The following is a 20452-nucleotide window of genomic DNA, read 5'->3' as shown; positions in this document are numbered from 1 at the left end:
CTCCTACTCTCCTTCCAGCATATTTATCGCAAAGAACAGACCAGACGTTTACCAATAAGGGACTCATGTGTTTACTAGGAAGTTAAATTACTTGAGCGTGCTTTGTGACGTAATTGGTGTAATACAGCTTGCCCCTTCTCCTTTAATTCGGCAGCTGCTTGATCTACGGTTTTCTTCTCGTCAATGACCGCTTGCAGTTCTTCCGACAGGATCGGCTCGAAGGCGAGAAAGAAATCACGAGGTACATTCGGGTTGTCCCATATGCCGTCGGCCTTCTGCGGCTTCAATTGATAGAACGGCTCTGTTACTGTTGAATCAAAATCATTCAGATTGCCCATGCGCGTCGGCGCGTAGTCATAAACAAAGCGTTGGAAGTATGTCCCCATTGTTTCCTTGCCATTGATGAATTTGACGAATTCCATCGCAGCCTGCTTGTTATCAGAATCTGCTGCTACTGCATACACATAGGGCAGCTTCATATTCGCCTCTGCCAACTTCGGATTGCCAGGCGGCGACAGGACGCCCCATTTTTTGTGTAATTTTCTCTTATCGTCCGGCTGCATCACATCTTTATGAATAAAGGATGGATCACCGATTAACATGGCAGAATCCCCATCTAAAAAAATCCCATCATGGGTCATGTTGCGCTCTTTCGGATGAACGAGCAGCGCACGGCTTCTCACTGCTTCTGTCATTTTCTTTATGACATGCTTCCATCCGTCTGTATCGATCAGCAGCTTCTCCCCCTTCTCGTCGAACAAGCTCAGTCCGGAAGAAGAACCGATCTGGTACATCATCGCCGGGGCGGCGGAGTACGTATGATAAATGCCGTGAAAATCCCGCTTCCCCGAACCGGGATCGGAGATTTGTCCAGCCAGCTCCAGCACCTCATCCCATGTCATATTGCTTCGTGGAGGAGATATATGATGCTTCTCGAACAGATCCTTATTGTAAAATAAGACTTGTCTGTAGAAAAAGGGCGCTATTCCATACAGCTTCCCGTCTCCTCTGCTCTTCATTCGGTCGATCAGTCCAGGCATAAATTCGTTTAGATGAAAGCTTTCATCTTGCAGATCGGCCTCCATGTCATAGAGCTTCCCTTCCCGGGCGGTATCCGCGAACAGGTTCTCATCAACAACAATGACATCCGGCTTGTGCTTGTCTAGGAACTTTTTCTGCCCCTCGTAAAACTCATCGAGAGATTTTCCATCCTTGAACTTGGCGAACTCGTTCGTCTGGACAATAAATTCGATTTGATCCACTGGATAGTTCATCATTTTTATTTTGCCGATATCGACATAGTACGCATCTTCATCCTGATACAGCACCTTGATTTTGCTTGTCTGTATGGACTCGTCATGCTCTAGCGTCTTGCCGGCACATCCACTTATCAATGCGATTATCATAAGGAGTGTGATTGTGACTCTCGATTTCCCCATACTTGCTGCCTCTCCTTCCTCGCTCCTAAGACGCTATTCCTTTTCTAGCTCTATGGTGAACTCTAGCTCTTTCATATAATGTTTTTCGATTTTCCGGTCTTCTAAAGACTCATAATCATACAAAAAAGGCTTGATCGTAATCGACTTCGGTTTTTGCCGGAATGGCTCGAACATCAAATCCAATCCATAATCATTCGACTCTTCGTACTTATTAGCTAATCCTCCAAGTCCCGCATCTATCAGTCCTTTCGCCTTGTTCCCCTGATCATCGAACACGTCTGCACTGAACAGCAGGTTATCGCGCAGTCCAAAGTCTTTTTTCGGACCTATAAATTTATCGGGAACATGCTGCATTTCTCCTATTCCTCTCAGCATCACTCGTGTCGTGATTGGGGTTAACTCCAATTTCTCAAGCGACAGGCTAAGACCGTCATAGGATCTCGTGATATTCTCTGTAAAATTAATATTTTTCGTATTCTTCTTCACCGGAATATTGAACATGAACACCTCCCGAACTCCCGATAATGATACATTCATGCGGATATTGAACTCATCGGGTAGTGATTTCGGCTCGCTGCTGAGATTTCCATTTCTCGTTACGGAAGGTTCACTCCTACTTACTGAGAAACCAGAATCTGGGTCTCCAGGAGTTTGGTACATGCTTAAACTTAAGTCGTATGTTATCTCCTCAAGTGAAGAGTCTAAGAAACGAATTCGACGAATTACTCCCCTATCGTCCGTTAAAGAGGGACTGAATAGATAGGAAGATATGTTGTCTCCTTCACGCTCCCATGTAAAAGCCAAGCGGATGCCATCATAAACCATGTTTTTAATCCGAAGCGTTACCCCGTCATGGGTGATGGATTGATTGATTTTCGTAACCAGATTGTTATCAACCGCATAAGAAAGGCCAAAATCGCCGGTTTGCTGGAACACGACGCCAATAAAGGGCAGCTTGCTTAAAGCATGCGCCATCGTTGATGAGACGAACCCGCTTCCAACTACACCACCGCTAATAACGGCTGCTAAGGAGGTAGCGATCAATGCTGGCTTCCAGATTGATTTCTTCTTCGCTGCTTTTTCTTCCCGAATCCGATTCATGATCCGATGACTGTATGTATAGACCGGCATTTCGGTATCGTGAATGATTTGTTCAAGCTGATTTATTTCTTGATCGGTCAGCTTAGTTCGGTTGGACCATTTCGCCATTCGCAAAGACCTCCTTATCGTTATTTCGAAGCTTCGTACGCAGCCGCTCATATTTCTTGCGAATCGCAGCTGGATTACTGCCCATAATGTCCGCTATGTCAGTAAAGCTATATTGCTCAACTGCTCGAAGCAGCAGAATATGCCTTTCCTCCACTGTCAATAGTTCGAGCATATTCTCAATGATTGCTGCATGATTGATAGGAACAGGATTAGGTGCAATCTCTCTACTGCGTAAGAGCAGCCGATACCAGCGTTTTCTCTTCTTCAGTACATTCATGCTGTGGTTATATGCAATCTTATACAGCCAAGCCGAAAAGTTCGTGTTCTGTATGTATTGATTCAGATTGCGGTAGGCCTGTAGGAAAATCTCCTGCAAAGCATCTTCTGCTTCTTCTCGATTCGTTAATAGATAATAGCAATAGCTGTACATTTGCCTCTCGAAATGATGAATAAGGATTGCAAAAGCTTCATCATCGCCTTCCTGCACCTTCGCAACAATCGCCTCAATAAATTGCTGCTTCTGTTGTCGTTCCCCCGGGCTGGATAATTCCACAGGTTCACCTCCCTTGATGCTCTCCAACCTCTATAACAACCGTAATCTCCGATTTGTGACACGTGTCCAAAAATAAAAAAACAGATAGCGCCAACCGAATAGTTGTTCTATCCGATTGGCGCATACTGCTTATCCATTCCGGTATTCAATTCAAAAGATTCGTTCGTTAATAAGATTAATATGTAATCAGTTTCTTGCCTGCCTTGAAACTAAATGGAATGCTGGCCATTATGACAACACCAGCAATGATCGTACTGATAATAAGCTCACTTACTGAAATTACATTTGCAGCAAGCCCTGTCTTCATAATGAGGCTATCAATCGGAACGATGACCAATAGGCCCGTAAATAAACCTGGCGAGTAACAGCGTTCGATAATCGTCGATATCAAATGCGGGAAGATGATGTTAAAAATCATTCCGCTCACATAGCCGAAATACGCGTATTTGAACAACGCAACGTCTGGATAGATGATATATAGGGCTGTAATCAAATAAGCGAATCCAGTTACCCAAAATAAGCCAAACAAAAACTGATCCTGAGTAACGGCTTTATGCATCTTCACCTTCCCAGCTGCGGAAGATTGTCTGGTGAGCCACACTGCTTCTTCTAAGTTGTGTATCGTAAATGCGAACAAAAACAAGATAATAATAGAACTATTCATATTGTATTCCTCCGTATTGGAACATTCAAGCAATACCAAGTATTTGTACAAGGATCACCTAATGGTTACTTCAACCCATTCAAGAGAAAATGAACGGTGCATGCTGCAATCTCGTCAACACTCTCTGCATTCTCTTCCATGACTGTTGTCTCGAACAAGTCGTCTAGCGCAGGTACATTTCGAGTGAAAATGAGAGCTCCTATAATAAAGTGCAGCGTCTGCTTCAAGGATGTGAATTGGAAGCATCCCTTCGCTCTTCCCGCCTCCAGTATGTCGCGAAGCTGCTTCCACAATGTATAGACATAGGCTTGCAATTTCTCCATACGCGGACTTTGCATAATGATCTCCTGCTGCAGCAAGTTAATGAGCTCAGGCTCTGTCTGACGCAGGCGAACAAATTCACGTATAAAATTCGCAAAGTCTGCCTCCGGATCTTGCAACGCATAGGTTGCCATTGCATAATTGGGAATCGACGACTCAAATAGCGCATAAAACACCTTTTCCTTGCCGCCAAAATGGTACGAGACAAGCGCAAGCGCTACTCCCGCCTCTTCGCAAATTTGCCTTACCGTTGTTCCTTCGAACCCATTGCGTGCAAACAGCTTCTTCGCCGCGCCGAGAATCTTTGCCTTCACGTCATTTGTGTCTTGAACCATCTTTGTTCTCCTCTCATGTTGTTATTGATGAATAAGTTGTAGGTTGATATTGACACTAGCAGTGAACAAAAAATTAAACATTGAAATTTAGTATAGGAACTGCGAAAATGCTGGACCTATTTATTGAACATTTGTTTTGAACGATCGTTTTGAACACATGTTCAAAACCCTATATTCCCATCCTACTCCTCTATAACAGCAGTGTCAACCCTAATATGTAATATGGAGTATCTAAGAATCTGAGCCTCGGAAATCGGACACGATAACGGTATATGCCAATTCACAAATAGAAGGAGGTTGCTTGAGTGAGTGATGGTGTCAGTATATGGGCGCTCAAAAAAATGCCCCTGCAGCAAGTGATTCAATATATAACGCAGCATAGTTCGCCTGAATTTCAAGCGCGAATGATAAGTATGCAGGAAGCAGACTTTGAAGCTCTATCTCCTGAGCAAGCTGAGGATAGACTTCGTGATGCCATATCGGGAATGAGCGAGGAAAAGTATACGGATTATTTGCTGGAGTTAATTGACGAGTGATACCGGATGAAGCACAGGTAACGGCGCTCCAAACACAAAGAAGCATGCCCTCTATAACGAGAGACATGCTTCTTCTATTCATGATGCTAAGACATAGCCTGAACAACAACATGACTGTCAACGTATTGCTTGAATGCTGTAATTTTGCCATCATCAAGCTTCCATACATGTACGAAATCTGCACGAATGGATTTCCCTGTAGCCTTGTATGTTCCGGTATAAACGCCTTCTGTAATTACGATATTTTTCTTCGTAACCTCATGGAAGGTGTGCACAGTGGCGACAAAGCCGTCCCAGTCCGTTCCTAAGCGTTCAAAAACATTGCTCTTAATGCTAGCGGCTCCATGGAATGTGCCACCGTACGGATATCCGGCCGCTTCCGTCCATACCGTGCTGTCAGTTAATGCTCCAAACAGAAATTCAGGCCCTTCATAGGTGCGGCGGATGATGTCTACATTTGCTTGCTGACTTTCCATATCCAGCCCTCCCACGAAAACTAACTATTTTAGTACATAATCTTATTTGTGGAACGTTACAACTTCTTCAAACGGCAGGAAGCTGCGCTCACCTGGTTGTTCATTCGGCTCACCGAATGGCATTTGCGCGATCAACGTCCACTCTTGCGGGATATCCCATGTACGCTTCACTTCTTCATCTACAATTGGATTGTAGTGCTGAAGGGAAGCTCCGATACCCTCTGCTTCCAGCGCTGTCCATACTGCATATTGCAGCATTGCACTGCCTTGATGGGACCAGAACGGGAATTGCTCTTTATAGCTAGGAGCATTTTCTTGCATGCTCTGAATCGTTGCTTGGTTCTCGAAGAACAAGACTGTTCCTACACCATCACGGAAACCTGCCAGTCTTTGAACGGTTGCATCAAAGTTCTCTGCCGGAACGCGAGCACGCAGCGTTTCTTTCACGATGTCCCAGAACTTCTCATGTTCACCGTCCAGCAATACGACCACACGGCCGCTTTGCATATTGAATGATGTTGGAGCATGCAAGGATGTTTTCAAAATTTCACGGATGCGCTCTTCTGTAATCGCTGGATTTTTCGTTACTTTGCGAATGGAACGGCGGTTGATGATTGCGTCTTTGAATGTTGTCATTGAGGTTTCCTCCATTTATAAATAATGTGATTGATATACAAGATAAACTTAGCAATTTCCATCGAGATCGCACTGCATACCTTCAACCGAGTCAAATGACTGCTTGGAAGCTGCGCGATCAATGGCTTGAGCCAAACGCTCCTTGCTAGCCAGACCTTGAATCACCTGATCACCGATAATGAATGTCGGTACAGCTGAGATGCGAGCCTCTTCATAAGCATGCTTGATCGCTGCTTGATGAGCTTCACGATATGTGCGGGATTCAAGCGCCCCGCGGAACGCTGCTGCATCCAAGCCAAGCTCCTCTGCAACCTTCGTCAATACTTCAATCTCCCCGATATTCTGCTCTTCTTGGAAAAAGGCTGTAAACACGCGCTGAATATATTCGTTGCCCTTGCCTTGTTCCTTCGCATATTGATACCCTTCAAATGCCAGGTTGGTATATGGATGAGGAGATACATGCGGCAGACGCATATCGATGCCGAGCTTCTCTGCTGTTGGCTTAATAAATGCATCCCACGATGCAAGCTTATCAGGTTCATTCCACGGATCGATCTTTGGATATGGTTCGGGACGAAGCTCGAATGGCATCCATTCCACTTCAACGTCCTTCTCCTTTACGATTTCATCCAACGGGCCTTTGCCCAGAAAACAAAACGGACATACAAAATCAGAATAGGCTTTAATCTTCACAGTCATATTCAAGTCCTCGCCTTCCATATCTCAATTATGATGTAACAACTGTAGTTACACCGATAACAAAAAAATAATTCGTTCGATGTAACTATTATAGTTACAACAATAAAGAAAGTCAACTCTTCCTATTTATCTTCCTTCTCTATTTCGAAATAAAAGATAAAACTGTCTCTGGAAATGTTAATAAATTGAAATTTTACATGATAATTGCTTCCATACAAACAAACATTTTCATAGATTTCGTATATCTGCTCAATCAAATTAGCTAGGAAACGTATAAAATGTATCATATTTTATCGAAAAATGAAGAAATCAGGTGAGACGTTTATGTGGTTCAGAGCAAATGAGAAAGAGCTGCAAGCACTGCTCGAAGGAATTAGCAATATTGTCAAACAAGCAGTGCATGATTCACTGCTTAGCAATCCAAATGAGGATAATCCCATCATCAAGAGACTCAAAGTTGAAATGAAACAAGAAATGGAAAAACTGAACAAGCCACATCCTCCCTCTTCTCCACTTCAGGAAATGATTGAGAGGTATGTGAATCGGAATGTGTCCATTAATACACCGGCTGGAATCGTAGAAGGGATAATCACAGAAGTCGGAAACGATTATGTAGAAATTATGGAATCGGAAGATCTGGTCGTTATTGTGCAGCTGGCCAATGCGATTTCTCTGCAAGCTGGTTAATCTCATGAAAGGAGGTGATGACCATGATGGACAAGCTCAGACCCCTAATCGGTTCTAATCTGCAAGTTGCTACTTCGTTGGAAACTACTACCGGTACGCTCATTTCTGTCGATGATACCAAGCTAACGCTGCGCACATCAAGCATATCTGGGTATGAGAATGGCCAATACGCTGTTTTTCCATTAAAATCGATCTCTTATATTCGTATTATTTAATTTCATACTGAAATTCTGAAATTGGAGTGGTATAAATATGACTTATTCTCGAATTAAAGGACTAGTCAGTGTGGTAATTCCCAATTACAACCGTGCAGCTTATTTGCAGGAATGCCTGAACGGCATCCTACAGCAGACGTATACAAATTGGGAGATCATCCTGATTGATGATGGCTCGACCGATGATTCCATCCAACAGACACAAGCTTGGCTTCTCGATAATCGCATAAACTTACCCAATCATAATTCGATATTTACAATGGCACTTCCCCGGAATATCGGGTATGCAGGAGCAATGACAATTGGATTCTATATGGCCAAGGGAGAGTACATTGCAATCCAAGACTCCGACGATATCTCCCATTTGCAGCGGCTGGAAAAGCAAATCAACTATCTTGAAGCTCATCAAAATATTGAATTGCTAGGCACAAACTATCACGTGTTCGAACATGACCCGAACGAGGTCGTTACAATCCCGAAGTGGCTTCGCTATGGAGAGCATATCCGTACAACCTATCGCAAGGGAGGGCACTGTGTATGTCATGGCACAATCATGATGCGCGGCGCTCTGTTCGATCGTATAGGCGGTCACACAAGACGTGTAAAAGGCGCGGAAGATTATGATTTTATTGCCCGTTCTCTGGATCCTAACCATTTGAATATTGAAAATATCCCTGACGTTCTCTATTACTACCGCAGTCACCCAAAACAACGCTCTCGAAAATATTTTTCAAAAAAGCAGGATCCAACGAATGAATCCTAATCGTATTCGTGTGATGATGGTGATGGACAGCTTAGCCGTCGGGGGTACAGAGACGCATGTGCTTAGCATTGTTAAAGCCCTTAAAAAGCGTGGAATTCACTCGATATACGCCGGCGCCAGCGGCAATATGTATGAGGCTTATGCACGAGCAGGATGTCAAATTCACGCTGTTGATTTATCGCCAGGAACACTTCTTCATTTGCAGAACCACATGCTGCCCAAAATCATCTCCTCATTAAAGCAAATCATGAAAACCCAGAAAATCAACGTCGTTCACGTTCACCAATCACCGTCTGGCCTATACGCCGCAATGGCTGCAAAAGAGCTAGGAATTCCCGTTGTATTTACCGCTCATGGCACTTATTATCCTGAAGATCAATTAACTAGTATGAATCAATATAGTGACGCTGTCATTAGTGTAAGCCATCCAGTGAAGCAATTTTTGGAGAGCATGAATATTCAATCTGAGCTAATCCCAAATGGAGTAAATCCGGATGAGTTCATCGAAGTGGATTCCTCCTCTTTACGGAGCCGTCTCGGTATACCGGATCATGCAGACACCATCGTGTACGCCAGCAGGTTGTCATGGGACAAGGCTTATGTGTGCACAATGCTCATCTGGGCCGCGAGAAGACTGCGCTTGGAAGGACGTTCTCAACTGAATATCGTCATCGTCGGAGATGGGCATCAATATCACGAAATTCGCGAATTGTCCAAAAGCATTGAATCTGAAATTGGACAACCGTTCATTCACATGGTAGGAAGTCAGAAAAAGGTTCGCGATTATCTAAGTCTCGCCGATATAGTCGTCGGCACAGGGAGAGTAGCATTGGAGGCAATGGCCTGCGGCAAGCCGGTAATTGCTATCGGCAACCACGGGTACTTCGGGCTTGTCACGCCATCCACGTATGAACAGGCATGGAAGCAATATTTCGGTGACCATGCTTCCGTATGTAAGCCATCCGAAGAATTAATCGCGAATGAACTGCGCGAGGCATTGGCTAATAAAGCATCCTTGCGCAAGACCGGGTTACAGGGCCGTAAGTGGACGTTAGAGCATTTCGATATTCACAAAATCGTGGATCAGTTGGAAGATCTCTATCGACATGTCATCCTGCAAGCCGGCCAAGAGGAGGTGCAACACAAATGAGGAAAATACTATATCTGGGGTGGATTGGCTACAACAATTTCGGGGATGAATGGATGTGGAGCATGTTCCATAACATGTCACAGGCATATTTAGAACCGGATAAGTACGAAATTATCCCTTCATTGCCGGGTGTTGATGTGAACGATATCTCCCCTTATGACACCGTAGTGCTTGGCGGAGGTTCTCTTCTTATACCAGGGTATGTTGATATTATGTATCACGCTGCCAAGAAGAACAAAACAACAATTATCTGGGGCAGCGGACATGATCGACTCAGTCGGCTGATGATCAATGATGACCGCTCCTTAAGCCCTGAACCTGCAGCTGATAGTGCCGAATATCGCACAATGTTGCAAGAGGTTATCAGCAATGCGGCATATTGCGGCATTCGAGGTCCATGGACTTACGAATACTTGTCCAACAACGGTGTACAAATGGATCGTGTATCCATTAGTGGGGATCCCGCCATGTTGGCCCCGCTCCCTACTTCAGACCATGCAGGTGTGAGACAAACTGGTGAACGCTGGATCGGTCTGAACTGGGGAACGTCTTATAATCGCATCTATGGACGCAATGAATCCGTTGTGGAAGATGAACTTGCCTATGCAGCGCAGCGCTGGATTCGAGAGGGATACAAGATCTACATTTATGTGGTATGGGGACCAGACCGTGAAGCCGCCAAACGTTTGCAGCAAAAAATCGGATTCCCAGACCATGTCGTATTCGATCAAGAGATTCATTCCCTTGACTCCTATTTAAAACTAGTACAAAGATTCGATTTCACTGTCAACCTGAAACTACACGCCAACGTATTGTCCGCTGCTGCAGGAATCCCATTCATCTGCTTGGGCTACCGCTTCAAATCGTATGACTTTGTACATTCGATGAGTCTCCCAACTATTATCATACCAACTCATGCCGATTATATGGAGATAGCATTAATAGAAACAGCAAGCTACATTCAAGAAAATCGCGCGTACCTCGTTAGTCAAATGCAGGAGCTTCGAGAACGCGTGAAATTACAGCTTGTCACTCCTTTCGCAGACAAACTGCTGTAAAAGCAAGACGCAACATGTGCATGCAAGAAAGCCCTATGACATCGTCTAGGGCTTTCTTATATGTTCCTGAAATCAGTGGAAACCGTTAGTTCGCAGCATTCCAACTTTCTGCGATCTGAATAAGTTCTTCCTTCGTTAATGGGCTTTGCTTATTCGTAGAAATCCTATATTCAAGCTTCTTCTCTTTGACTTGCCACATCAATACATTCGAATATAGTGCATTGCTCCCTGTCGTATAAAACGCATCTAATCCACTTACACTCACCTTCTCCAGTTTTCCGCCAACAGGAGCAGCGGGTGATTTTTCAATAGTCAGAGGCTGAATTCTTGTCACTGTCAAGAAAATGAAGTCCGAACCCTTCGCATACATGACACCTGCCTCCCCGGCTTCCTTCCAGTTCAGCTTCTTCTGATACTCTTTTTTTCCTTTAGCTTCCTTTTTCATTTGGTCTAGAAGGATCCGATATGCCTCGCTCGAAAAATCAGGGTACGGAGGAGTGATTTTGCTTTTGATAAACTTATAACCTTCAGGCAAGGAAGCTGGCTCCGTAAACTTTGGCGCTTTATACTGATCAACTTGTTTGAGAAACTCCTCGTAAGTTTCACTGGCTATCGTTTTGAATCGAAATGAAATGGAGTTATCTTTGCTTGTATAAGTAGCATAAAGCTCTCCATCCTTGATGGTAAGCTCTCCATTTTGCTTGGCTTCTGCTTTTTTCTGTGACTCCTTTTTCTTCGTGGACGCTCCGTTAGCTGCAGAAGCTTCCTTTGCCGTCACCACTTGACTTATACTCATTGACATCGCAAGAACGGCGCACATGGTAATTAGAAATGATTTTGATTTCATAATTTGTCCATCCCTTTCTTCTCATTATTTTTGAAGCATGTCGTGGAACCAAATGAACTAACTCACCTGAGTCTCACTATGTATAACACTTGACACAAGCGAAAAGGGACGGAATAGATCTGTTTTGTAAAATAAATAAAACGGCCACTCGGGCCGCTTTCAAACATGCCTATTTCCCTACCATACTTTTCGCAATCTCAATAAACTCGGATTTGGATAGCTTACTTTCCGCTTCATCAGACAACATATAATAGGTACTTTCATCCTCCCGCATCCATTCCACTTGATGCTTGAAGCTGGCATTTTTCCCTTGTACACTTTCTTTATACAAAACTTCCATCCCGTTCAACTTTAATTTGGAAACGGCAATTCCTGAAGTGTTTTGCGAGACCACTCGCGACTGAGTATGGTAAAAACCTATCAACTTTAGTTGATTTCCATCGTAATTGAAGTTCGCGCGTGAGCTGCCTACTTCTTTCCAAGCTAGAGGTTTGATAAACAGGTTTTGATTATTTTTTGCTTGTTTTGCTTCTTTCTCAAATTGTTCTGCTAATCCTTTTATTTCGTTAAATGGATATACACTCGGAAATACCCATCCTGACTCAAACTTTAGCCCTATTGGAGCATTTGCTATATCGACGGCAGACACTCCAGCTTTATCCTTGATCTCCTGCTGCAAACGATCATAATAGGTATGAACAATCGGATTATATTCAAAATTCACTCTATTTATTTGTGTCAAATGAGTATACTGTTCGTCTTTAACGTAATACGCAGCCCATTCTCCTGGCTTTAATTGTGCTTTCACCATCTCCCCATATTCCTCTAGTTTCTTATCTATGCGAAAATCTCGTGGAGTGAGATTCCTTTCTCTTGTCTCAACAACGACATCTCCTTTGGAATTAAGAATTTGGATTATTCTAGATGCCGCATATCCCCAGATAGAGGTTAACGCAACAATGATGGAGGTAAGAACAATGATCGTCTTTCTACGTAATCTTGCTCTTGAATGATTCATGGGTTTCCTATGTACGTGTAAACTATCAATGCGCTGCATAACGGGTTCGCGAATATCGATCATCAATTCAGTATCAAGTTCTCGCTCATATCGTCTTATTTCTTCATCTTCGATAATAGATCTGATTCGCTCCATCGAACCCGCCCCCCTTCTTCAGTCATGAACTGCTGCAATTTGATTCTAGTACGTCCAAACCGTTTCTTCACTGTCTCCGTGCTTTTATTCAGAATCTCACCGATCTCTGCAAAAGACTTTTCCTCAAATACGCGAAGAACTAATAAGTTCCGTTCCTCCACGCTAAGTTGCTTCAATGCGGAATGAAGCGGCTCATCAAATAATGACTTCCCGACGGTGTCTTCAGCACTCTCCGTTGTCGACTCTTGTGTAAACCACCATTTGAATTTTTGTTGGATGTTGCGCTTGCGAATTAGATTGAGGCAATAATGGTAAGCAATCTTATATAGCCAAGAAGAGAACAATACATTTGGCTTATACAAGTGAATTTTCTCGTAGGCTCTCACGAAGATGTCCTGAACAGCATCTTCTGCTTCATGCTTGTTTCCTAGCAGACGTGAGCAGTATCGAAATAACGGGTTTTGGTAGGTATTAATGATATGGATATACTCTTCGATTTGGCCTGCCTGCACCTGTTCAACAAACCCTTCAACAGACTCCATTCCAACTTTCCCCTCCTTCCCTCACCTATACAACACTTAAACTCACACAAAAAGGACATTGCCTAATAAAAAAGTTGCACCGCCTTCTGATCAGCAGTACAACTTTGATGGTAAGATTATGAAGCTGTGTTCCTGTTATTTGCGAAGCAGTCCCTCCGTCACACATTCAAGCAGCAGTTCCTTGACCTGATCGAACTTACCTCCAATTTCCTCTCTGTGCAATGACAGCAGCATAACCGAGCGCAGTAAACCGATAATGACTTCTGGGTCTTTATCAATAATGACCTGCTTCTCCTGCCATTGCTTAATCAGCTCGGCACCAGCTCGATTGTCAGCTTGAATATGTTCTTCCAACTTATCTTTAGGCAATTTTCTGATCAGCAATTCGTATTCGTCTCGTTGTTGAACTCGTTTCAGGAACGGATTTGTCTCCAGCATCTCAAATGACAAGTCGAACAGGCCCTTCAGCAGTTCCTTCGGAGATCGTTCACTGTTCAGCATTTCTCGAATTTTCTGATCCTTAAACGATTCTTCTGCTTGCATGATGGTATAATACAGTTCTTCCTTCGACTGGAAAAAGGCATAAAATGATCCCTTCGCGATGCCGCATGCCTTTACAATTTCATCAACACTCGTTTTTTTCAGTCCATATTGAGTGAACTGTTCCTTGCCTGTGGACATTAGGCATGTACGAACCGCTTCTCTTTCCATCTCACTAAACTTCGGAATAATGACTCTCTCCTTTACTTCAGGCAGCGATATACCGCCTGGCGCACCGCATTCTCACGCGGATTATTGTCCATATACCCGCCTATCTCATTTAACCCGTAGGCATAACCCAGCTCATAGTCTGGGTCTGCATAGCAGAAGGAACCTCCGGCTCCCGGATGTCCGTATGCCCGGTGGCTGCTGCCGAACGTATGCCCTTCAATGGGCTTCCAGAATCCGACGGAATAAGCCAGCTTGGTCCGATTCACATGGTCATAAGTCCCTGATAATGGCAGCTCCGGTGGAGCCTCTAGCGTTCGAAGTACCGATTTGGACAACTTCAGCTTCTTGCCACCCGCAGCAAATTCACCATATATGGCAGCCATTGCGCGTACCTCGCCAATTCCATTGCCGGATGGAAATTCGATCGCCAGCATCTCACGACGGTTGAAGTTCTCATTCGCAACTAGCCGCTTCGGATCAACCATGCTCCGCGCTGTTAACGAGCGTGGGTTGAGGAAGCCGAGCAGCATGGAGAATGGAATCTCATGAATATGCTTTAATATCTGAGCTGGACTGTTAATTCCTCTTACCTGAGCGAGCCTTGCATTCGGTACTGATTTAGGCAATCCAATATAGAATTCCGCATCAAGCGAACTCGCAATCTCCTCGTGAAAAAAACGGCCCAAGCTTCTTCCTCTTGGGTCTACTCGGCGTATAAGCTCACCGATATACCACCCAACTGTCCAAGCATGGTAGCCCTGCTTCACGCCTGGTGTCCATTCCGGCCTTGCGTTCGCAAGCTTATTGGCGACTTGTGCAGTATCTAAATCTGCAAACTTCTCCAATTGTAATGTATCTACCGTGCACAGTCCAGCTTGATGCGACAACAGTTGCCTAACTGTGATGCGATCTTTGCCATGAACGGCGAATTCGGGCCAATAGGCACCGACTTGCTCATCATAATCGAGCAGCCCCCGAGATACCGCAAGTGCCCCTGCCAGAGCTGCAAAGCCCTTCGTGCTTGAAAATACCGGTACCATCGTATGCTCTTGCCATAATGTTCCGCTATAAGGATCTGATACTCCGCCCCATAAATCTACAACCTTCTTGCCCTGTATATATACAGCACATGCTGCACCCGTTTCTTTGCGCCTCGTAAAGTTCCGTACGAACTCTTCTTCCACTTCTTCAAATCCTGCTGCCACCCAACCTTGTACATGAACCTGTGTCATCTGCTTCACGCTCCTATGTATGCTAGCACTTCGTCAACAATTTATATGACTATTTTAGTGCAATTAGTCATATAAACAATAACGCATCTTACTCCATTTGTATATAGACAAAAAAATAGACAGCTATCAGAGTCGGCGAACTGCCCAACTTCCTACGCTGTCTATCCTTTTGTTCATCTGATATCCATAAGTCCAAACGTAAATGTTGTCTGTATTTGCTGGCATAACCGTCTTTACCGTTTTGCCAATCCAACCTTACTAGCTTTACTATCTTTAAAGCTTTCCTGTCCTTGCTGTCCGTCTGTATTATCGATGTCTATGTTGGGGCAAATCCCTTCCGGCTTATATGAAGTTGATCGGGAGCAAACACGCGGCTGAACCGATCATACACGAGCTGATATGCATCTGGCTCGTACCATTCCTGTAAACCGAGCTCCTCGTACAATCTGAATATTCCCAATTGTCTCGTTCTAGCTCCCCCGCTGCCATCACCCATAACGAAATCATCGATACATATTCGATTCGTCAGCCCTACCAGCTTCTGTGGAAACGATTCACTGCTTGGAAGAACAGGGGCAATCGTTGCCTGGGTCGGAACACCTGCCAGACGCAATTGTTCCAATGCTCTCAGTCTAGCTGCAATTGGCGGTGCTCCAGGCGAGAAATGCTTGCGAATCTCTTCCCTATCGGTCTCGACGGTCATACTTACGCGCACCTTGTCCTTCATCTGTTGCAGCAGATCGATATCCCGCTGAACAAGTGGGCTGCGTGTTTGTACCAATAGGAAATCAGGCTGCTCATCAGCCATAACCTCCAGCAGCGAGCGCGTTACCTGTTCCTTATATTCGATCGGCTGATAGGGATCAGTACTCGATGACATGAAGATGGTGACATTGCCCTTCGTCTTCGCTCTCCGCAGTTCTTTGCGCAGAACCTCTGCCGCCTGCTGTTTTATATCGATCCAGCTGCCCCATTCCGCCTTGCGGAACTTAGCCACTGGCATTTGTCGCACATAACAATAAGAGCAGGCGAATGAGCACCCGGTATATGGGTTCAGTGTATGGGAATAGTCGGCTAGGAATCCGGAACCTTTGTTCAGCAGCGTTTTCGGTGTAGTAAATTGCAAGTCAATCATTCGCCTCACTCCTCCCTTCGCCAGCGCTCAATCTTTATCAACCTTCTACGTCATGACTTGATCGCAGGCCGTTGTTCAACGTGCAGAAGACGCCTCTTCATCTCTAGACCGCCTCGATAACCAGTAATAGAGCCATCCTTCCCAATGACACGATGGCAGGGCACCGTAATCAGAATAGGATTCGCCCCGATAGCACTGCCAACGGCTCGCGCGGCCTTCGGTTTCTTAACCTGTTCCGCGATTTCGGAATAAGTTCGAGTTTCACCGTAGGGTATTGCACACAGTGCTTCCCATACTTCACATTGGAACCGAGTGCCTTGTATATCCAGCGGCACATCGAATTCCGTACGATGCCCTGTCAAATATTCCGCTACTTCCGTAACATATGGCTGCATACGTTCATCATCACGTACTAGACCAGCAGCAGGATAGTGCCGCTCAGCCCATTGACTAAGCTGTTCAAATGATTCATTCTGACCGCTAATATAACATAAACCGCGTTCAGAAGCAGCAATATGCAGATGCCATGCATTATGTTGCAACAATGCCCAATATATATTGAGGTTCTCAGTTCCCATGATTGTTCTCTCCTCCGCTTATCTCATCCTGATCGATATTCCATTCGCGCATCCGATAGGCTGCCGGTGTATGTCCGGTCATTTTTTTGAACAAGGTGATAAAATACGGGGTATTCGAAAGCCCTACTGTCTGTGCTATGTTCGCAACAGGATACTTGGAATGAATGAGTAGATGCTTGGCATGATGCATGCGCGTACGCTGAACATATTCCATCGGAGATACCCCCATTATCCGCTTAAATGTACGTTGTAAGTGATAAGGGCTGCCGTGACAAAATTCAGCGAGTGCTTGAAGCGTCAATGACTCCGCGTAACGGCTGTGAATGCATTGAACGATCTGCTGGACCCATTCCTGATCCGGCATGCGCTCTCCTGATGGTTTGCACCGTTTGCACGGGCGAAATCCAGCCTTCTGTGCATGTTCCGCATTCTGAAATATACATATGTTCGCTCTAATTGGAGGTCTTGACTTGCATGAGGGTCTGCAGAAGATCCCTGTTGTCTTCACTGCATAGATGAAGTGGTGATCGTAGGATGAATCATTTCCTAAGATGGCCTGCCACTGTTCATCTGTCGCTATACCTAGCATGATGGTTTGCTTCCCCCCATCTTCAGACAAAACTGTGAACCGAATAGGTTCGTTCCTCTCTGGCATAGAACTTCACCTCCTCTTCCAGTATAACCTGATAGACGGGGCTATGTACGCGAATAGGAATGGAAACGCAATATTTCGAAATCCATGTGATTCGGAAGTATGATACAACTATAATAGGAGATATTTCTCGTGCAGGGAGGGATAACATGACGATGGAACACAAGGAAAATCGGACGCGGTTGGAGGTTCCTACGGAATTCAATTTCAACGAGAATCTGAACTACTTATCTCGTACGACCAATGAATGTCTATATGAGATACAACAACACAAGGTATGTAAGGCAATTCCTCTTGAACATAGTTCGCCAATCGTAGAAATTAGCGCCAATGAAGATCAATCTCTGAACATTGTCTATCTTGGAAATACGGTTCCTCGTAATCCGAAGGAACATCGTGCTGTCGAACATTACGTTCGAGATTGGTTCGACCTAGACACTGACTTGGCACCCTTTTACGCTCTGGCCCAAAACGATCCCTTGCTTCAACATGCTGTCCAGTCATTCTCTGGATTGCGAATCATTGGCATCCCTGACCTATTTGAAGCGTTGAGCTGGGGAATTATTGGGCAACAGATTAATCTTGCGTTTGCGTATACGTTGAAGCGGAGACTAGTCGAACATTTTGGCAAGCCGATTACATGTGATGGGAACACCTACTGGATCTATCCTACTGCCCACGATATCGCTTCTCTAACCGTCCAAGATCTGCAGCAATTGCGCATGACCGAACGAAAATGCGAGTACCTGATCCATACTGCACAGCTAATTGCCGATAAGCGATTGTCAAAAGAAATGCTGCTCGCGGCCGGCGACTTCAAGCAAGCCGAACTGATGTTGACGCAAATACGTGGAATCGGACCATGGACGGCCAATTACGTACTCATGCGCTGCTTGCGAATGCCGTCTGCATTTCCGATTGATGATGTCGGACTTCATAATGCCATTCGCCATCGCCTCGGTTCCGACAGAAAGCCGACGAAGAGCGAATTGCGAGAGATGTCTGAGAAGTGGAGCGGCTGGGAAGCTTATGCGACATTTTACCTCTGGAGATATCTCTACTAATCCACAAACGATCCTATACAGCGGCAAGGATTTATGGCATTAACACCAAATAGACCCGCCTTGCGTTCGAAGCAGGGCGGGTTTCCCATTCCTTATTTCTTGTATACAATTTTCTTGATGCTATCTACAGACAGGCAATATTGTTCAGATAACTGATCAATCGATGCCCCTTCACGGAAATAGTGCCGAATCTTCTCATTTCTAACTTGGAGCTCTCTTCGAATCCCAGAGTTTTCGCCCCATTTTTTACGAGATCCTTGCGGTGCTGGAATGTATATGAATTCACCACAGACGTATTTCTGTATTTCTAATAGCAGATGTTCTGGCAAGCATTCATTCGCCTTCATATATTTCATGATCCCTTCGCTCCTTAAAAAATTGGTCTCTTTTAAGGGAGCAAAGCCTACATTATAAACGTATTTTCACCATGAAAGTCAAAATGAAAGTGAACGGTTAAGCGATGTAACTCCACACAAGCTACCGTTCATGTCCATAATATAGACTTTGCATGGAGTAGTTCTAAGTCGATACGCATGTATAACAAACGATCCCCTCATTTCGTTATCTAGTAAAGTTTGAATATAACCAATTGTACCAGTATATCCCTTTACAATCAATGGAATGGCATCGTTTCCCCCTTTCTTACCTCTAAAGTGTATGAGCTGATGAAATGAAATTTAAATTTTGAAATTTACATAGTATTACATTGACATTTCAAACCTTCTATCCTATTATTCATACTAATCCTATCAGATTTAATATTTAACAACCGGTTGATTACGATTTCGTTAGGAGATTTTATTTAATTTTAATTCCGATTTATTCAATGTGTATTATGTGATTTTAAATGAACAGGAGACAACAGAATAATGGCTGTGCTGAAACGCTTATTCGCCATGCTGGTCACACTATGGATCATTGTTACGCTGACCTTCGTGATCATGCACATGATCCCAGGTGATCCATTCGCTTCAGATTCGAAGACGCTGCCAGAGTCCGTATTGGATAACATGAGGGCAAGGTATAACCTGGATAAGCCTTTGCCTACACAGTACTTATTGTATTTGAAGAGTCTGCTCACCTTGGACTTAGGGCCATCGATCCAATCCAAGACAACGGATGTTAACACCTTGATAGCCCGCGGTTTTCTACCATCAGCGATTCTCGGCATTCAATCTATGCTGCTTGCAATCGTGGTCGGAATCGGATTAGGCACGGTTGCCGCCCTTCATCATAACCGCGCGCTGGATTTTGCAGCGATGATGATTGCGATGCTCGGTATCTCGATTCCCAGCTTCATCTTGGCACCATTGCTTATTAAGTACATGTCGGTGAAATGGGGGCTTCTACCCGTCGCTGCATGGGGAACTTGGAAGCATACGGTTCTTCCCTCACTCGCGCTTGCAGTTGCGCCGATCGCGATCATTGCCCGCTTCGTGCGAACGAGCATGTTGGAAGTACTGCAACAGGAATACATACATACAGCAGAAGCCAAGGGTCTGCCTACTTGGAAAATTGTGATTCGTCATGGATTGCGAAATTCCTTAATTCCTGTACTTTCCTTCATGGGCCCACTGTTCGCATCCGTCCTCACAGGCACGTTTGTGGTGGAGAAGATCTTTGCGATCCCTGGTATCGGAAAATACTTCGTCGATAGTATTTTCAATCGAGACTATCCCGTCATTATGGGCACAACGATTTTTTACAGCGTCGTATTGGTCGTTACGTTATTTTTAATCGACATGTCTTACCGGATCGTTGATCCGCGAATTAAACTTGCTAGCAAAGGAGATTAGC

The 20452-nt window shown here is 44.6% G+C and carries 25 protein-coding genes; 8 read left to right on the top strand and 17 right to left on the bottom strand.

Annotated elements, in window-relative coordinates:
• Nucleotides 1-74: 74 nt before the first annotated feature.
• From PBN151_RS17345 to PBN151_RS17325, 5 genes are all read right to left on the bottom strand, one after another.
• A complete protein-coding gene (locus tag PBN151_RS17345) occupies nucleotides 75-1439 on the bottom strand; it encodes an ABC transporter substrate-binding protein (protein ID WP_072729996.1) in 1365 nt (454 codons plus the stop codon).
• Nucleotides 1440-1472: 33 nt separating this feature from the next.
• On the bottom strand, nucleotides 1473-2648 hold the full coding sequence (locus PBN151_RS17340; RefSeq protein WP_072729995.1) for a DUF4179 domain-containing protein: 1176 nt from the start codon (nucleotides 2646-2648) through the stop codon (nucleotides 1473-1475).
• The gene (locus tag PBN151_RS17335; RefSeq protein ID WP_065291095.1) at nucleotides 2623-3201 is read right to left on the bottom strand and encodes an RNA polymerase sigma factor; all 579 of its coding nucleotides are present in this window, start codon (nucleotides 3199-3201) and stop codon (nucleotides 2623-2625) included. The genes PBN151_RS17340 and PBN151_RS17335 overlap by 26 nt, the downstream gene beginning before the upstream one ends.
• A 175-nt stretch (nucleotides 3202-3376) precedes the next feature.
• Entirely contained in the window at nucleotides 3377-3865 is a 489-nt protein-coding gene (locus PBN151_RS17330; protein ID WP_072729994.1) for an HXXEE domain-containing protein, read from the bottom strand.
• A gap of 65 nt (nucleotides 3866-3930) precedes the next feature.
• Complete coding sequence (locus tag PBN151_RS17325; protein ID WP_072729993.1) at nucleotides 3931-4521, bottom strand: TetR/AcrR family transcriptional regulator; 591 nt, start codon at nucleotides 4519-4521, stop codon at nucleotides 3931-3933.
• Nucleotides 4522-4826: 305 nt separating this feature from the next.
• Between PBN151_RS17325 and PBN151_RS17320 the strand changes: the two genes are divergently transcribed.
• On the top strand, nucleotides 4827-5057 hold the full coding sequence (locus PBN151_RS17320) for a hypothetical protein (RefSeq protein WP_072729992.1): 231 nt from the start codon (nucleotides 4827-4829) through the stop codon (nucleotides 5055-5057).
• Nucleotides 5058-5143: 86 nt separating this feature from the next.
• On the opposite strand, the gene PBN151_RS17315 is transcribed toward PBN151_RS17320, so the two are convergent.
• Genes PBN151_RS17315 through PBN151_RS17305 form a run of 3 tightly spaced genes read right to left on the bottom strand, consistent with a single transcriptional unit; the run spans nucleotide 5144 to nucleotide 6868 of the window.
• A complete protein-coding gene (locus tag PBN151_RS17315; protein ID WP_072729991.1) occupies nucleotides 5144-5533 on the bottom strand; it encodes a nuclear transport factor 2 family protein in 390 nt (129 codons plus the stop codon).
• A gap of 42 nt (nucleotides 5534-5575) precedes the next feature.
• Entirely contained in the window at nucleotides 5576-6169 is a 594-nt protein-coding gene (locus PBN151_RS17310; RefSeq protein WP_139295367.1) for a nitroreductase family protein, read from the bottom strand.
• A 48-nt stretch (nucleotides 6170-6217) separates the two neighbouring features.
• Nucleotides 6218-6868 (bottom strand): DsbA family oxidoreductase, encoded by a 651-nt coding sequence (locus PBN151_RS17305; protein WP_072729989.1) that lies wholly within the window; start codon nucleotides 6866-6868, stop codon nucleotides 6218-6220.
• A 300-nt stretch (nucleotides 6869-7168) separates the two neighbouring features.
• On the opposite strand from PBN151_RS17305, the gene PBN151_RS17300 reads away from it, so the two are divergent.
• From PBN151_RS17300 to PBN151_RS17280, 5 genes are read left to right on the top strand one after another with little or no spacing between them, the layout of a single operon-like run.
• Nucleotides 7169-7555, top strand: a complete 387-nt coding sequence (locus tag PBN151_RS17300; protein WP_139295366.1) for a DUF2642 domain-containing protein — start codon at nucleotides 7169-7171, stop codon at nucleotides 7553-7555.
• Between the two features lie 23 nt (nucleotides 7556-7578).
• Nucleotides 7579-7770 carry a hypothetical protein gene (locus PBN151_RS17295; protein WP_021253590.1) on the top strand — a complete coding sequence of 64 codons (192 nt, stop codon included), beginning with the start codon at nucleotides 7579-7581 and terminating at the stop codon, nucleotides 7768-7770.
• 37 nt (nucleotides 7771-7807) lie between these two features.
• Entirely contained in the window at nucleotides 7808-8533 is a 726-nt protein-coding gene (locus PBN151_RS17290) for a glycosyltransferase family 2 protein (protein WP_072729987.1), read from the top strand.
• Entirely contained in the window at nucleotides 8523-9683 is a 1161-nt protein-coding gene (locus PBN151_RS17285; protein WP_072729986.1) for a glycosyltransferase, read from the top strand. Before PBN151_RS17290 ends, PBN151_RS17285 begins: the two co-directional genes overlap by 11 nt.
• Nucleotides 9680-10741 (top strand): polysaccharide pyruvyl transferase family protein, encoded by a 1062-nt coding sequence (locus PBN151_RS17280; protein WP_072729985.1) that lies wholly within the window; start codon nucleotides 9680-9682, stop codon nucleotides 10739-10741. Before PBN151_RS17285 ends, PBN151_RS17280 begins: the two co-directional genes overlap by 4 nt.
• Nucleotides 10742-10826: 85 nt before the next feature.
• On the opposite strand, the gene PBN151_RS17275 is transcribed toward PBN151_RS17280, so the two are convergent.
• The 8 genes from PBN151_RS17275 to PBN151_RS17240 form a co-directional block, all read right to left on the bottom strand.
• Entirely contained in the window at nucleotides 10827-11588 is a 762-nt protein-coding gene (locus PBN151_RS17275) for a hypothetical protein (protein WP_072729984.1), read from the bottom strand.
• A 169-nt stretch (nucleotides 11589-11757) separates the two neighbouring features.
• Entirely contained in the window at nucleotides 11758-12741 is a 984-nt protein-coding gene (locus PBN151_RS17270) for a DUF4367 domain-containing protein (protein WP_072729983.1), read from the bottom strand.
• Entirely contained in the window at nucleotides 12702-13283 is a 582-nt protein-coding gene (locus PBN151_RS17265; protein ID WP_065291107.1) for an RNA polymerase sigma factor, read from the bottom strand. Before PBN151_RS17265 ends, PBN151_RS17270 begins: the two co-directional genes overlap by 40 nt.
• A 135-nt stretch (nucleotides 13284-13418) precedes the next feature.
• The gene (locus PBN151_RS17260) at nucleotides 13419-13994 is read right to left on the bottom strand and encodes a TetR/AcrR family transcriptional regulator (protein WP_227774786.1); all 576 of its coding nucleotides are present in this window, start codon (nucleotides 13992-13994) and stop codon (nucleotides 13419-13421) included.
• A 32-nt stretch (nucleotides 13995-14026) separates the two neighbouring features.
• Nucleotides 14027-15226, bottom strand: coding sequence for a serine hydrolase domain-containing protein (locus PBN151_RS17255; protein ID WP_072729981.1), 1200 nt, complete (start codon nucleotides 15224-15226; stop codon nucleotides 14027-14029).
• 316 nt (nucleotides 15227-15542) lie between these two features.
• The gene (locus PBN151_RS17250; protein WP_072729980.1) at nucleotides 15543-16361 is read right to left on the bottom strand and encodes an SPL family radical SAM protein; all 819 of its coding nucleotides are present in this window, start codon (nucleotides 16359-16361) and stop codon (nucleotides 15543-15545) included.
• Nucleotides 16362-16411: 50 nt separating this feature from the next.
• The gene (locus PBN151_RS17245) at nucleotides 16412-16939 is read right to left on the bottom strand and encodes a methylated-DNA--[protein]-cysteine S-methyltransferase (protein ID WP_072729979.1); all 528 of its coding nucleotides are present in this window, start codon (nucleotides 16937-16939) and stop codon (nucleotides 16412-16414) included.
• The gene (locus tag PBN151_RS17240; protein ID WP_072730023.1) at nucleotides 16929-17528 is read right to left on the bottom strand and encodes a bifunctional transcriptional activator/DNA repair enzyme AdaA; all 600 of its coding nucleotides are present in this window, start codon (nucleotides 17526-17528) and stop codon (nucleotides 16929-16931) included. The genes PBN151_RS17245 and PBN151_RS17240 overlap by 11 nt, the downstream gene beginning before the upstream one ends.
• A gap of 212 nt (nucleotides 17529-17740) precedes the next feature.
• On the opposite strand from PBN151_RS17240, the gene PBN151_RS17235 reads away from it, so the two are divergent.
• The gene (locus tag PBN151_RS17235; RefSeq protein WP_072729978.1) at nucleotides 17741-18655 is read left to right on the top strand and encodes a DNA-3-methyladenine glycosylase family protein; all 915 of its coding nucleotides are present in this window, start codon (nucleotides 17741-17743) and stop codon (nucleotides 18653-18655) included.
• 92 nt (nucleotides 18656-18747) lie between these two features.
• Here PBN151_RS17235 and PBN151_RS17230 read toward each other — a convergent pair whose 3' ends face one another.
• A complete protein-coding gene (locus tag PBN151_RS17230) occupies nucleotides 18748-19011 on the bottom strand; it encodes a CD3324 family protein (RefSeq protein ID WP_021253603.1) in 264 nt (87 codons plus the stop codon).
• A gap of 513 nt (nucleotides 19012-19524) precedes the next feature.
• Between PBN151_RS17230 and PBN151_RS17225 the strand changes: the two genes are divergently transcribed.
• Nucleotides 19525-20451: an ABC transporter permease gene (locus PBN151_RS17225; protein WP_072729977.1), complete on the top strand. Its 927-nt coding sequence runs from the start codon at nucleotides 19525-19527 to the stop codon at nucleotides 20449-20451.
• Nucleotide 20452: the final 1 nt, after the last annotated feature.

Source organism: Paenibacillus sp. NAIST15-1 (genome assembly GCF_001894745.1).
In the GTDB taxonomy this organism is placed as follows: domain Bacteria; phylum Bacillota; class Bacilli; order Paenibacillales; family Paenibacillaceae; genus Paenibacillus_B; species Paenibacillus_B suaedae.
This window is presented reverse-complemented; position numbering and strand designations above follow the sequence as displayed.

What these genes read in the sequence shown, in the direction of transcription:
- PBN151_RS17300 (WP_139295366.1), top strand. Translation starts at nt 7,169, where the DNA reads ATGAAGAAATCAGGTGAGACGTTTATGTGGTTCAGAGCAAATGAGAAA.
- PBN151_RS17255 (WP_072729981.1), bottom strand. Translation starts at nt 15,226, where the DNA reads ATGACACAGGTTCATGTACAAGGTTGGGTGGCAGCAGGATTTGAAGAA.
- PBN151_RS17325 (WP_072729993.1), bottom strand. Translation starts at nt 4,521, where the DNA reads ATGGTTCAAGACACAAATGACGTGAAGGCAAAGATTCTCGGCGCGGCG.
- PBN151_RS17315 (WP_072729991.1), bottom strand. Translation starts at nt 5,533, where the DNA reads ATGGAAAGTCAGCAAGCAAATGTAGACATCATCCGCCGCACCTATGAA.
- PBN151_RS17280 (WP_072729985.1), top strand. Translation starts at nt 9,680, where the DNA reads ATGAGGAAAATACTATATCTGGGGTGGATTGGCTACAACAATTTCGGG.
- PBN151_RS17245 (WP_072729979.1), bottom strand. Translation starts at nt 16,939, where the DNA reads ATGGGAACTGAGAACCTCAATATATATTGGGCATTGTTGCAACATAAT.
- PBN151_RS17290 (WP_072729987.1), top strand. Translation starts at nt 7,808, where the DNA reads ATGACTTATTCTCGAATTAAAGGACTAGTCAGTGTGGTAATTCCCAAT.
- PBN151_RS17270 (WP_072729983.1), bottom strand. Translation starts at nt 12,741, where the DNA reads ATGGAGCGAATCAGATCTATTATCGAAGATGAAGAAATAAGACGATAT.
- PBN151_RS17340 (WP_072729995.1), bottom strand. Translation starts at nt 2,648, where the DNA reads ATGGCGAAATGGTCCAACCGAACTAAGCTGACCGATCAAGAAATAAAT.
- PBN151_RS17330 (WP_072729994.1), bottom strand. Translation starts at nt 3,865, where the DNA reads ATGAATAGTTCTATTATTATCTTGTTTTTGTTCGCATTTACGATACAC.
- PBN151_RS17295 (WP_021253590.1), top strand. Translation starts at nt 7,579, where the DNA reads ATGATGGACAAGCTCAGACCCCTAATCGGTTCTAATCTGCAAGTTGCT.
- PBN151_RS17250 (WP_072729980.1), bottom strand. Translation starts at nt 16,361, where the DNA reads ATGATTGACTTGCAATTTACTACACCGAAAACGCTGCTGAACAAAGGT.
- PBN151_RS17310 (WP_139295367.1), bottom strand. Translation starts at nt 6,169, where the DNA reads ATGACAACATTCAAAGACGCAATCATCAACCGCCGTTCCATTCGCAAA.
- PBN151_RS17305 (WP_072729989.1), bottom strand. Translation starts at nt 6,868, where the DNA reads ATGACTGTGAAGATTAAAGCCTATTCTGATTTTGTATGTCCGTTTTGT.
- PBN151_RS17275 (WP_072729984.1), bottom strand. Translation starts at nt 11,588, where the DNA reads ATGAAATCAAAATCATTTCTAATTACCATGTGCGCCGTTCTTGCGATG.
- PBN151_RS17235 (WP_072729978.1), top strand. Translation starts at nt 17,741, where the DNA reads ATGACGATGGAACACAAGGAAAATCGGACGCGGTTGGAGGTTCCTACG.
- PBN151_RS17265 (WP_065291107.1), bottom strand. Translation starts at nt 13,283, where the DNA reads ATGGAGTCTGTTGAAGGGTTTGTTGAACAGGTGCAGGCAGGCCAAATC.
- PBN151_RS17230 (WP_021253603.1), bottom strand. Translation starts at nt 19,011, where the DNA reads ATGAAATATATGAAGGCGAATGAATGCTTGCCAGAACATCTGCTATTA.
- PBN151_RS17225 (WP_072729977.1), top strand. Translation starts at nt 19,525, where the DNA reads ATGGCTGTGCTGAAACGCTTATTCGCCATGCTGGTCACACTATGGATC.
- PBN151_RS17345 (WP_072729996.1), bottom strand. Translation starts at nt 1,439, where the DNA reads ATGGGGAAATCGAGAGTCACAATCACACTCCTTATGATAATCGCATTG.
- PBN151_RS17240 (WP_072730023.1), bottom strand. Translation starts at nt 17,528, where the DNA reads ATGCTAGGTATAGCGACAGATGAACAGTGGCAGGCCATCTTAGGAAAT.
- PBN151_RS17285 (WP_072729986.1), top strand. Translation starts at nt 8,523, where the DNA reads ATGAATCCTAATCGTATTCGTGTGATGATGGTGATGGACAGCTTAGCC.
- PBN151_RS17260 (WP_227774786.1), bottom strand. Translation starts at nt 13,994, where the DNA reads ATGGAAAGAGAAGCGGTTCGTACATGCCTAATGTCCACAGGCAAGGAA.